This is a genomic window from Thalassomonas actiniarum, from assembly GCF_000948975.2.
In the GTDB taxonomy this organism is placed as follows: domain Bacteria; phylum Pseudomonadota; class Gammaproteobacteria; order Enterobacterales; family Alteromonadaceae; genus Thalassomonas; species Thalassomonas actiniarum.
This window is the reverse complement of record NZ_CP059735.1, coordinates 4,806,820-4,819,739: the sequence shown is the minus strand read 5'-3', so window position 1 is coordinate 4,819,739 and position 12,920 is coordinate 4,806,820. Positions and strand designations below refer to the sequence as shown.

General features: G+C 43.8%; 9 protein-coding genes. 1 reads left to right on the top strand and 8 read right to left on the bottom strand.

The window, feature by feature from the left end:
• Positions 1–37: 37 nt before the first annotated feature.
• The 7 genes from lnt to SG35_RS20975 all read right to left on the bottom strand — a co-directional run bounded on the left by lnt (position 38) and on the right by SG35_RS20975 (position 9,427).
• Entirely contained in the window at positions 38–1,615 is a 1,578-nt protein-coding gene (gene lnt, locus SG35_RS21005) for an apolipoprotein N-acyltransferase (RefSeq protein ID WP_044833012.1), read from the bottom strand.
• A 6-nt stretch (positions 1,616–1,621) separates the two neighbouring features.
• Positions 1,622–2,500 (bottom strand): HlyC/CorC family transporter, encoded by an 879-nt coding sequence (locus tag SG35_RS21000; protein WP_044833013.1) that lies wholly within the window; start codon positions 2,498–2,500, stop codon positions 1,622–1,624.
• Between the two features lie 25 nt (positions 2,501–2,525).
• Complete coding sequence (ybeY, locus tag SG35_RS20995; protein ID WP_044833014.1) at positions 2,526–2,981, bottom strand: rRNA maturation RNase YbeY; 456 nt, start codon at positions 2,979–2,981, stop codon at positions 2,526–2,528.
• Positions 2,971–4,098 (bottom strand): PhoH family protein, encoded by a 1,128-nt coding sequence (locus tag SG35_RS20990; RefSeq protein ID WP_044833015.1) that lies wholly within the window; start codon positions 4,096–4,098, stop codon positions 2,971–2,973. Before SG35_RS20990 ends, ybeY begins: the two co-directional genes overlap by 11 nt.
• Before the next feature lie 54 nt (positions 4,099–4,152).
• Entirely contained in the window at positions 4,153–5,604 is a 1,452-nt protein-coding gene (gene miaB / locus SG35_RS20985) for a tRNA (N6-isopentenyl adenosine(37)-C2)-methylthiotransferase MiaB (protein WP_044833016.1), read from the bottom strand.
• Positions 5,605–5,848: 244 nt separating this feature from the next.
• Positions 5,849–8,659, bottom strand: a complete 2,811-nt coding sequence (locus SG35_RS20980) for a ligand-binding sensor domain-containing protein (protein ID WP_152646493.1) — start codon at positions 8,657–8,659, stop codon at positions 5,849–5,851.
• A gap of 306 nt (positions 8,660–8,965) precedes the next feature.
• Positions 8,966–9,427: a hypothetical protein gene (locus SG35_RS20975; RefSeq protein ID WP_044831234.1), complete on the bottom strand. Its 462-nt coding sequence runs from the start codon at positions 9,425–9,427 to the stop codon at positions 8,966–8,968.
• Between the two features lie 136 nt (positions 9,428–9,563).
• Here SG35_RS20975 and SG35_RS20970 point away from each other — a divergent pair, with 136 nt between their 5' ends.
• Positions 9,564–10,217, top strand: a complete 654-nt coding sequence (locus tag SG35_RS20970) for a 2OG-Fe(II) oxygenase (protein WP_160298230.1) — start codon at positions 9,564–9,566, stop codon at positions 10,215–10,217.
• Positions 10,218–10,340: 123 nt separating this feature from the next.
• On the opposite strand, the gene SG35_RS20965 is transcribed toward SG35_RS20970, so the two are convergent.
• A complete protein-coding gene (locus SG35_RS20965) occupies positions 10,341–12,596 on the bottom strand; it encodes a winged helix-turn-helix domain-containing protein (RefSeq protein ID WP_044831232.1) in 2,256 nt (751 codons plus the stop codon).
• Between the last annotated feature and the right edge of the window lie 324 nt (positions 12,597–12,920).

Genomic DNA, 12,920 nt, shown 5'->3' with positions numbered 1-12,920 from the left:
TTTTACTTTTTAAACCTGAGGCTGAGGCTGAGCCGGATCAGGTGGCGGGAGGGGTAAGTTTTTCCTGGCGTTGTGGCGAAAATTTACTAAAAGCAAAATAAATCAACAATGACAGCAAAGGCAGCAGGTATTGCAGGTATCTGCCCCACTGGCTGTAGGGGGTAAAACCTTGTTGCAGCTTTATTTCATCCCGCAGTACGGCTTCTTCAAACTGGGGGATGCGGCTGGTGATCTTGCCTGAGTGATCTATGGTGGCGGTGATGCCGTTATTGGTTGAGCGCAGCACCGGACGGCCAAATTCCAGCGCCCGCATCCGGGCGATTTCCAGGTGCTGGTGCGGGCCGTGGGAGTCGCCGAACCAGGCGTCGTTGCTGACGGTTAAGATCATATCCGTGTCCCGGGTCAAATTGGCGGCCAGCTGGTGGGGAAAGGCTATTTCAAAGCAGATCAGCGGCAATAAATCCAGCTCTTTGGCTACCAGGTTCGGCTGCACATAATTGCCGCGGCTAAAAGACGACATCGGTAAATTAAACAGCGGTGCCAGGGGTCTGAGCAGCTCCTGGAAGGGCACAAACTCGCCTATGGGCAGCAGGTGGTTTTTATAATAACGGTTTGAGCTGTTGTAGTAATAACTGCCTTGCTCATCCTCGTTCTGTTTTCTGCCAAGCACGATCAGGGAGTTGAAGTAGGTGCGTGCTTCAAAATTATAATTGATGATGCCGGTAATTATCGCGCTGTTATTGAGCGCCGCACCTTTGTTGGCAACCTCGAGAAAGTCCTGGGCGGTGCTCTCTATCGCCGGTACCGCAGACTCCGGCCAGATAATAATATCGGCATCGTAGTTTACCCGGGTTAAGTCGAGAAACTTCAGCATGCTCGGCCATTCCTGCTCCGGCAGCCATTTCAGCTCTTGCTTGATATTGGCCTGTACCAGGGCAATTTTGACGCTTTTGCCCGTAGGAGTAACCCAGGTTTGCTGGTTTAAGGTAAAACCGCTGATTGCCAGTACGGCCAGCAGCGCCAGATGCCGCTTGATTTGTATCCTGCGGCTAAGTTGCAGCAGGGCGATGCTTAAACACAGCATGACAAAGGTAATACCGGTTTCGCCGATCACCGGGGCAAAGGCTGCCAGGGGTCCGTCTATCTGACTGTATCCCAGGGATAACCAGGGAAAGCCGGTGAGCATTACCGAGCGCAAATACTCGGCGAGCAGCCAAAAAGGCGGCAACAGCCATAAGGAAAACTGCCGCTTAGCCGTGAAGCGGGCGGACAAGTAACAGCTTAAGGCCGGATACAGGGCGAGATAGCCGCACAGCAGCAGCATCAGCAGCAGGGAGACAATTAGCGGCAGGCCGCCAAACTGATCTATGCTGACATGCACCCAGCTGATGCCCGAGGTAAACCAGCCGAGACCAAAAATAAAGCCTTGTTTGGCGCTGTCTTTTACCTTGCGGTCCGCCATAAGGCGGAGCCAGAGGGCAGGGACAACAATGGCGAGGTACCACAGGGAAAACGGGGCGTAAGCCAATACCAGGCTCAGTCCTCCAAGGAAGCTGAGCCAATTGGTTTTATCTTTAAGATTGGCCAGCAGGCGCTGGCCCAAATGTCTTAACATGGAGGATTAATCTGATAGTTTGCCTGTGACCACATGGTCTTTGGGTAAGGTGACCTGTAATACCTGCAGACGGCGTTTGTCGGAAGAGATCACTTTAAATTCAAAGTGATCTATGGTGATGATTTCACCTTTTTTCGGCATATGGCCAAATTCGTGAATAACGATGCCGCCTATGGTATCGGCTGCGTCCACATTAAATTGGCAGTTAAAATATTCATTAAAATCACACAGCTCGGTCAGCGATTTTAACTGGTAAACATTGCCGGCAAGGTGTTTGATATCTTCTTCGATCTCATCATCGGTTTCATCTTCAATTTCACCGACAATCAGCTCCAGAATATCTTCGATGGTGACCAGGCCGGATACCCCGCCGTACTCATCCACCACAACCGCCATATGATAGCGCTGGGAGCGGAAGTCTTTCAGCAGCGGTTCTACTTTTTTACTTTCGGGAATGATAATCGCCGTGCGGATAATCGACTTGAGGCTGAAATCGGTTTCTTGCTGGCCAAAGCCGTAAGCAAGCAGATCTTTTGCCAGCAGTACCCCTTCGATATGGTCTATGTCTTCGCTGGAGACAGGGAAACGCGAGTGGCCGGATTCGAGTATGATAGGTAAAATCTCTTCCAGCGGCTGATTGATGTCTATGGTGACCATTTGCGAGCGCGGCACCATGATATCCCGTACCCGCATTTCGGATACTTCCAGAACACCCTGGATCATCTGCTTGGTTTCTGGTTTGATTAAATCCCGGTCTCCGGCATCATTTAATACTTCGACCAGTTCTTCTTTATTCTGCGGCTCCCCGGTAAATACCTGGACAATTTTGTCCAAAAACGATTTGTTGGTAGAGCCGTTACTAGAGTGGGGGTTGTCTTCGCTCATAGAGCTTTTTCATTTCCTGTGTAAATTAAAGTGACTCGTACGGATTGTTAAAACCCAATTCCGCCAGAATTTCTGTTTCGAGTGATTCCATTTCAATTGCTTCATTGTCGTTTATATGATCATAACCCAATAAATGCAAGCACCCGTGTGTAACCATGTGTGCCCAATGGGCGGTTAAGGTCTTATTTTGCTCGTTCGCCTCGGTGCGGACAACATCGCTGCAAATCACCAGGTCGCCGAGTAAATTCAGCTCTATGCCTTCGGGCACCTCAAACGGGAAAGATAAAACGTTGGTGGGCTTGTCCTTGCCGCGGTACTGGTGATTTAACTGCCGGCTCTCGCTGCTGTCTACCACACGTATGGTCAGTTCAAAGTCTTTCTTAAAGCGGCCGAGAATGTGTTCAACCCAGGCCTGAAACTCCGCCTGCTGCGGGGTATCATCTGCTTCACAGGCCAGTTGTAAATCAAGTTCAATGGCCATCGGTTTTTCCTGACTCGGTTGCATTTGAAGGAGCTGGCGTTGTTTGTCCTGCCTGCATGGCGGCGGCCTGGGCTTCTAAACGTTGCTGTTCTTTTTTCTCTTGCTTGAGCTTATTGGCTTTTTGATCGTATTTGTCGTAAGCATCGACAATACGGGCGACCACAGGGTGGCGCACCACGTCTTTTGCCTGGAAAAAGCTGAAACTGATCCCCGGGATGTCCTGCAATACCTCGATGGCATGGCGCAGGCCGGAGCGCTGCCCGCGGGGTAAATCCACCTGGGTAATGTCGCCGGTGAGCACGGCGCGGGAATTAAAGCCGATACGGGTCAGGAACATTTTCATTTGCTCTACCGTGGTATTCTGGCTTTCGTCGAGAATAATAAAGGCGTCGTTGAGGGTACGGCCGCGCATATAAGCGAGCGGGGCTATTTCAATGACATTGCGCTCGATAAGTTTTTCAACTTTTTCAAAGCCTAACATTTCAAATAAGGCATCGTACAAGGGGCGCAGGTAAGGGTCGACCTTTTGCGACAGATCGCCGGGCAGGAAACCGAGTTTTTCGCCGGCTTCTACCGCAGGGCGGGTCAGCAGGATTCTGCGCACTTCCTGGCGTTCCAGCGCCTCAACCGCACAGGCCACCGCCAGATAGGTTTTGCCGGTACCCGCCACCCCGATGCCAAAGCTGATGTCGTTGGTGAGCACATTGTGCACATAACTTTGCTGGTTTTTGTTGCGGGGTTTGATCACGCCACGTTTGGTTTTAATGGTGACCATTTTGTCAAAGTCGGCATCAATAGTGTCCGGATCTTGTTCCAACACCTGGGCTTCGAGGATCGCCAGATGCACCATTTCCGGGGTGACCGGCTTGCTTTGGCCTTTGACCGGGGCGGTTTCGACATAGAGGTCTTTAAGCAGCTTGATGGCTGCTTCACTGTTGATTTCTGTGCCGACGACAGTGAACTGGTTGCCGCGGTAGCTGATTTCCACGCCGAGACGGCGCTCTATGGTTTTGAGGTTGTCGTCCATAGGGCCGGATAAACTTGCCTGACGGTGGTTATCTACGGGCTCTAAAACGAACTGAAAACTGCTGTTTTTGCTCAATGCAATAGTATCCATGTAAGTGTGTTGCCGGCGGTTTTCAAACGCCGCCGGCGTTGTTCCCTGCAGCCGTTAAGGGGTAAAGGTAGTCACGCCCAGGCTGTCAGGAGCTTCGCTGTTCTCGTTATTGCTTGTATGGTGGTTATTCGCCAGAATATCCGCCGGAGAATGGGCAATACGCAGGCCCATCTCGCTTTCTTCACGCACCAGGTCGCCGCGTAACGAGTTGGCGTAAACATCGGTAATTTTCACGTCAACAAACTGGCCGATCACGTGATGCGGGGCAACAAAGTTGACGATACGGTTGTTTTCGGTGCGGCCGCGCAGTTCCATCGGATTTTTCTTGGACGGACCTTCCACCAAAATACGCTGCTCTGTGCCTAACATCTGGCGGGCAATGCGCAGCGCCTGCTGGTTGATCCTGTCTTGCAGGATATACAACCTTTGCTTCTTGGTTTCTTCGCTGATGTCGTCGGGTAAATCCGCCGCCGGTGTACCCGGGCGGGCGCTGTAGATAAAGCTGAAGCTTAAGTCGAAGTCGATGGCTTTGATAAGATCCATGGTGGCTTCAAAGTCGGCATCGGTTTCACCCGGGAAGCCGATAATAAAGTCAGACGACATGCACAACTCAGGGCGTACTTTGCGCAGGCGGCGAATTTGCGACTTATATTCCAGTGCGGTATGGCCGCGTTTCATCTGGGTTAAGATGCGGTCGGCGCCACTTTGTACCGGCAGGTGCAAATGGTTCACCAGCTCAGGCACATCGGCATAGGCTTCGATGATATCGTCGGTAAACTCTACCGGGTGCGAAGTGGTGTAACGGATACGGTCGATACCGTCGATGCTGGCCACTAAGCGTAATAATTCGGAAAAACGGCAGATGCTGCCGTCGTGGGACTCGCCGCGATAGGCGTTTACGTTTTGACCCAGCAGGTTGACTTCACGCACCCCTTGCTCGGCTAACTGGGCGATTTCATATAAAACATCGTCAAGCGGACGGCTGACTTCTTCGCCGCGGGTATAAGGCACCACGCAGAAAGTACAGTATTTGCTGCAACCTTCCATAATGGAAACAAAGGCGGTCGGGCCTTCGGCTTTAGGTTCGGGCAGGCGGTCGAATTTCTCGATTTCCGGGAAGCTGACATCAACTACCGGGTTTTTCTCGCCGGTGACTTGCTGGATCATTTCCGGCAGACGGTGCAGGGTTTGCGGACCAAAGACCATGTCAACAAAAGGCGCGCGCTGGCGAATGGCGTCGCCTTCTTGCGAGGCAACACAGCCACCGACACCGATCAGCAAATCGGGGTTGGTTTTTTTCAGCTCTTTCCAGCGGCCTAACTGATGGAAAACTTTTTCCTGGGCCTTTTCCCGGATGGAACAAGTATTGAGCAGGATGACGTCGGCGTCTTCCGCTTCTTCAGCCAACTCAAAGCCATGGGTTGAGTCTAAAAGTTCCGCCATCTTTTGCGAGTCATACTCGTTCATCTGACAGCCCCAGGTTTTGATATACAGCTTTTTACTCATTAACTTCTTGCCTAAAAATTCAACAGCCAATTTAAATGGAGCGATATTTTACTCTTTCTTATTCGGCGAAGCCAGCATAGAGCGCATTCTCTTGGCTATTAATTATAACTTTATTGATTTTGCCAGCGCTGGCGGGGCCTGTATCGAGGCGGGGCAAGGCAAGCTGCGATACGCAAGGGGGCGGTGGTTAGCTGAGGCGGGGGAGGGCAATGTGTTGTTTTTGCTCAGCTTAGCCAAATGTTAATTAAGTGATGTCCATTAACGGTATGCTAATCGCCAGCTGGCTGCCTTTGTCTTGCTTATTAAAGATATGGACCGAGGCATTATACTTTTTGGCGATTTTACGGGTGTAATACATGGCCATATTGAAATTTATGTTGTTGTTGAAGTTTAAAAAGCTGTTGCCGTCGTCGCTGATATTGATCCAGACCTTTCTTTTTACTTCCTTTAGCGCCATGGTGAAGTTGCGGCCGTTGCCGTTGAGTATGGCGGAAGTGATTGACTCATAAATGATTTTATAAATATCTGATTGCATTTCGTAGGCGAGTGAAATGTCATTTAACTCTATGGTATTGCTCAGGTTGATATGATATTTCTGCTGCAGGTAGTCGCTGAAAAACGGCAGGGCGACTTCCAGGGAGTTGCCGTAAAGGCCGTCGGGCTGTTTGGCATTGGTGTTGCTTTTTAGCTCATCAATGCTTTGTTGTATGATGCTTCTGGATTTTTCCAGGCGGCTCTCATCGGTTTGGTTTAATAACTCCAGCACATAGGCGAGGTTACGGCTGACATTGAGGGCGGCTTTGCCACGGTTTTTCATGTCGGCGTTTAAAATGCGGTGGATTTTGGTGATGGATTTGGCGCGCATGAATAGTAGCCAGAACAGCTTGGTGATGACGATTAAAAATATTAGGGCATAAACAATTCTCATGGTCATGCTCCAGTACCAGGGGTAGGCGACATTGATAGTGGTGTAGGCTTTATAGCTGCTCCACTGGCCGAAGCTGTTGGTACCCATAATTTCAATATCGTACAATCCTGAACCCAGGCCGGTTAAAGTTAATTGGTGGCCATAGACCTCATTCCAGCTACCGTTATTTATACGGTATTTATACTGTTTCTCCTGCCCCGGACGATAATCCAGGCTGGCTAATTCCAGAGTGATAACATCGTTAGGGCTATCGACATTGATGGTTTTGTTGATGATGGAGCTATTCCCGGAAACAGTAGTTTTGCTGATATAAACTTTGGCATTAAAGGTTTTTTCATCAATTAGCGGTAATTCTAAAATTCCTCGGGAATGAGGTATATAAAGCTTATGATCAACTTGCAGAGGAGAATCGGTAAAAGACAGTAACTCTGTGTCCGGTACCATAGTAATTTGGTAATCAGTGGGGTTGATACGATATAAACCAGGATCGGCGGGAGCCCAAATTTCTCCATTAATGACTTTTAGGTAATAAAAGGTTATACCTGAAGCAAACCTGGATATTAACTCTCCTTGACGGTTAAAAACAAAAATGCCGCTACCCATGGTAGCTACAAAAATTTTATTATCAGCTAGCACTAGAGTGCCTATCTTACTGGAGGCTGGAATTGATACTTTTCTTAAAGTTTTCGCTTTGTGGTTATAGATATCCAAGCCAACAGCTGTAGTAATCCAAATTTCACCATTATCAAGCGGTAAGATTCCGTTGACTTCTAATGAACTTAGACCACTTCCTTTACCTAAATGTAGTAATAGTTTTTGTTGAACCACATCAAAAATTAGTAAGCCATTACTATTAGTGCCGATATAGAGTAAATTACCCTTTAAGGTCATATCCAAAAAAATTAAAATATCATCGGGAATATCAATTCGTTTTAGTTCTTTGTTTTGGCTCTGGTAAAGCCACAAGCCATCAAAGGTGGCGATATATAAATCATCTCCAACGGAGAGCGTGGAATAAATAATTTTACCTCGCTTGCTAAAGTGTTGATTGACCTCACTCGTTAATACTGGTTCATCATTTGTAGGGCTTGAAGTTACACCTTCAGTAAAGGGATGAAGACCTTGGCCGTAAGTGCCAATAATTAGCTCCCCCTTGATTTTTTGAAGAGAAAAATTGTTGTAATAAATATCAAAATGTAATGGGTGATTTACCATTTTCTTTTCAGTAATTAGCTGAAGCCCGAGGTTTGTTAATAACCATAAACCGCCAGAGTTATCTTGTAACATGGCACGAGTATGTTGTGGTTTCGTATCGGAATATTTATGAGTTAACTCTGTTAGAGAACTGGTATGGTACTTCCTTGTTTTTCCTTTAGTATCAATAGTATAAAAATTATCGCCTGCGCCATCTACTCTATTGTTTTCAGGAGTTATGGCATAAACTTTTTCATCAATATCAATACTCTTTGTTTGTCCGCTATCAGAAAAGTAGTAAAGCTTATTTGCAGTGGCAACGATTAAACTATTACCAGCTGTCGATATAGATGTGATATCTAAAGTTAATATTTTACTTATCTTGTTTGGTGTTATTTCAAATAAAGCATTGTTACTGGAGAAGTACAGTTTATTATTAGTGCGTACCAGTTGACTTAGCTGTATATTTTCCTGCAGTTTTATGGTTTGCTGATTTTTCGGGTCGTAACGGTATAAATGATCGGGCGACTTGCTAAAAGCGTAGTAGTTCCCCTGAAACTCGACTGCATTATAAATGCTTGAATTATCTGTGTTTATACCTATTGCTGATGCAGAGCCGTTTTTTGGATCAAATTCCCATAGTCTATTATTTTCTGTTGATATTAATATTTTATTACCAACAGAAGACATATCGTGAGGATGGCTAAATGGTAAAGGCCAATGATTATTGTTACTGGAAAATGTTATGATATTTTTACCATCGAATCGTGTCAGGCCTTGATTGTTTGCTAACCAGATATATCCCATTTCATCTTGCGTTATAGCATTTACACTGGCTAAATATTCCAATTCGGGTACGCTTTTAGCTGAACTACTCAGACTTATAAAAGGCAGAAGGTATAGAGCAAGTAAACTGTAGAACGATGACATCATTTTCCCCCTATATTGCGGGAAAATTAACAGTTTATAAACTGAGAGTAATTTCTGGTATAAGAAATGGGAATAGGAAATTTTCAGCATGTTTTTTCCATTTGTACAGCAAGAGAAGCGTTTTTCCCTATAACACCAATAATATTATTATGTTAGCGATTTAAAAATATAAAGTCGATGATTAGTTCGTTTTTGTTCAGTACAAGTATATTGTATGGAGAATATGAAATATATGAAAAAAACTTGTAGATTATCGTGGGGCTTTTAAGCGACAAGTATTTTTCCTTGTCGCACCTCTATATAATTGAGCTAAAGCTCAGTTGACAGAATATTACTTGGAGCTATTGCCGGCGGGTGTCGTTTTCCTCCACAAGTACCAAAGACTCTTGGTACTTCACCTTTTATTTCAGGTTGTTGCACTAAAATATAGCTGGGTTTACGAGGATCATCTGGTTGTTGTTTATTAGCCCAGGCATGACGTAATTTATCTGCTTCCTCCTGACCATATTTTACTTCGAAAGCGGTAGCAACCATTTCCACACCAAAATCATCTGTCAATATCATGGCATTTCCGTGATATCCACTGGTCGTATCAAAGTCTACATCAACCGTTAATATATCGTTTTCGGGTAAAACTAAATCCAAACGCATTTTAGCGATTACAGCACGGTCGTCTTTTGGCTTAAGGTTTGTACGATTGGGTTTTTTAGTTAAGTCGTAGACCAGTTTAATATCATTACTGATAATTTTTTCTTCAATTAAAGCAGACATAATGTTCCCTTTAGGTAAACTTTTTATAAGTATAATAGTAAGCGCTAACAAATTTTTAACGCGTTTTAATTATAAAGGAAATATTCATTTTCGAGTATTATCTTTGGTGAATATTAATAACAGGCAGTAAATGTTTATGCATTGGGAAAAGCAGTTAAATAAAAATGGTTATGTGCAAATAAAGAATTTTTTACCGGAAGCGCAAGCTTTGTCATTTCGTAAAAAAATACTTGCTGCGAAGCACCATAAAACTTGGGACTTATTAACAACTCCGTATCGTCCTTTGATGAGTATTAAGGACATTCTAACTTCATCTACAGTAGATAAAAGAAGGCATCAACAGGCTGTGAAAGCTTTACAGCGTCGGCAATTTTCTTTTTCTTTTTATCGAACTGGTAATAAACATGAGAAGGCTCACGGTAGTGGTGATATTCACAGAACTTTCTGCCAGTTGTTACAGCAGAAAGTGAATGAACCATTAGCTTTAGATGGAGAGGTTACGGATACATTTTTGGCTTTATTTATGAAAGGGCAGTTTATTAATTACCATAGTGATAAAGGAGCAGGAAAATATGCTTTCATTTATCAATTGTCTAAAGGGTGGCAGCATAAATATGGTGGACAATTAGAGTTATATCCTAAGCGTATAAAGTTCTATAAAAAGTCATTGCAACCAGAGTTTAATAGCCTGGTTTTATTAAAAATAGATCACCCTATGTACCACAGTGTACGAGTGTTGAATAATCCTGCTCATAAACAAAGAATTACAATTTCTGGCTGGTTAGTATAATGAGGAGTAATAATCGCTCGGCAATAAGAAATGATTAATAAATATAAGGGGCAACTTCACGTTGGAGGGGCCCGGTGCTTTAATATCTGCGCTCTGGTACGTACGGCAATTTAAATTCTGTTATTAGTTGCTAAGTCTGTTTTGTAAGTCAGGAATAGTGATTTTTCCAATATAGGTGTCGACTGGCGCAAAGTCATTCATTAGCAAATTGTTGTAATGTATTGTGATGAACAGGGTATTAGTGTCTCCTATATCTACTTTTTCGTTTTGTCCAGTGGCAAAATCTACTTTAAAGACTTCTCTTCTGTCACGAGTTATTCGGTAAACAGCATCATCGCCGATAGCCCAATCCAGGTTGTAATCCAGATCCACACCAGGAAAATAATGATAGGTGTCATTAATTTTCCAGTTGTCTGTTAGCTGATAAATGCCTTTACTGCCGGTGGTAGAGGCATAATATTTACTGTCGTTATTCGCACATTGGCTATGTATTGATGTGATCCCGTTTGCTAGCTTTTTAGTTTTCTGAGTATAAATATTTAGCTGGTAGAGGTGCCAGCTACCATCCTCTAACACTGTGGTAAGAATATTGTCATTAGAATGACATAACCAGTCGATGTTTTTTACGGTCTTGTTTGGATGGGGAATGGCTTTTATTTGTTTGGTATTAGTGTTTAGCGCATATAATTTGTCATTTCTGATGAATAAGATAATTTCACCATTCGCTGAAAAATGTAATTCATAAATGTATGCTTTGTCTTCATAGTGGGTTAATTGCTGAAATTGATCAGCTTCCTTTAGCCAAATTTGCTCGTTTCCTGAGCGGTTAGAAGCAAAAGCAACTCGTTTAGTATTTTTGGCGTTATAAAAAGCGGCTGAATGATCTTTAAAGCTAGAGGTGATTAGGGGGGATGCAACCTGTTTTTCTTTTCCCAGATTTAAATAGTTTATATTTGTTGTCGAAGACTCTCCTAAAGTAAATAATACTTCGGTAACAGAGTGCATCAGAGGGTGTGTTGCATTGGTATCAAACTGATACAAAGCTGTAATATCACCTGTGGAGATATTTATGCTATTGAGTATTTCTTCTTTTTTATCAATATATAACACATGGGAGCCCGTTATAGTCCAGCCGATGCTATTAGATAATGATGAGTTATTAATCAGTGATTTAGTCTCGCCGCTATTAAGATCTAATATCATAATTGATTCAGAGTGATCATCATAATAACGTTTATATGCCAGCTTTGAGTTATCAGGGCTTAATCGAAGGCTTGCATCTCCTTGGTATTTTCCCTGAGGGGCCGTTACTACTTCACTGTTATGTTTTTTTAAGTGATAGCGCTTAATTACACCTTGGGGCTTATCTGCATCTTTAGCAGTATAATAAAGCCAGTTTAAGTCTGAGTCGATGGCGATACCTGTAGATGACAAATGTGGTAGATAAGGGCTACATTGAGTCACAGTAATAGGGGGAGATATTCTTAAACTTTGACTAACCCTTACTTTTTTTACTGTGCAGTTATCCTGTTCCACTGAAATATAAAATAACTCATCACCTGATGGCGACCAATAAGGACTCACGACTTTTTTGTCATGCTTTATCGTACTATGCTCTTTTGTTTCGATATTTTGAATGACAAGTCTGGAGTAAGGGCTGTTGTCAGGTCTATGAGTAAAGGCCAGCAGGGTTTTATTAGAGGATAATACCGGTGAAGACTCCCTACCTTGTAAGTAAGTCAATGGCTCATCGGGAGCATCATGCTTGGTCAATATTTGTGATGATGGCTTTATCGGCTTAACTAGTTGCCATAGTACAAAAGCCAGTAACAATGTAGCTATGAGTGAATAAAGTTTATAAAAGGGCTTGGTTGAAAACCGTTTTTTGGTCTGACCATTGGTTTTATTCTCTGTGGCGGACACTCTTTTTTTTACATCTGGTGCCGTATGGGGTGAAGCATTATCTGCTTTTCCTTTTGACTTAGCTATTTCGCTATGCTCTTTTTTGCCTCTGGTGTTTTTGGCAGATAAGGAATCTACTAGTAGTAAATCATCTCTATCCAAATATTCCACCTTGCAGGCTAATGAATAGCCACGCTTAAGGTGAGTTTTAATAAAGTCATCCCGATCGCCGCCGAGAATTTTACGTAACCTGGATATGGCAGCATTAATGGTTTTTTGTTCTACGCAGCGGTTTTTCCATACTGTTTGCATCAGTTGCTCACGGCTGATGATGTTGTTAGGTGTTTCAGCTAAAAATACCAACAAAAGTACATGCTTAGCTTCCAGAGGAATACAGGTGTTATCATCTTTAATCAGGTGATTTTCGACAGGATCTAGTATCCATTGGTTGAGCTTAATGAGTTTAGTATTTTCCATTACTTCTTACGGTGACTACTGCTTTATTGTCTAGGATAAATTGCGTTTCATTGAAAAGGGCTTCTAACTTTCACCGCCATTGTAGTCGTTTTATTGTTATTAATAAACATAGCGTTAGTGAGATTTCATGTTTGATATTTGGTTGCTGACCAAGGCTTAAGGAACCCTATTATGGATAAGGAAACGTAAAACTAATGGATAATACTTTTCTCTGCTTAACTATCTACGGTTTAGTTGGCAAACTAAGCTCTGTTATCAGTTATGTTTTAGCAGCACAGGCATAAAGGTTTGAGTTAAATTTGAATCTGTGGCGAGAATCCCGGT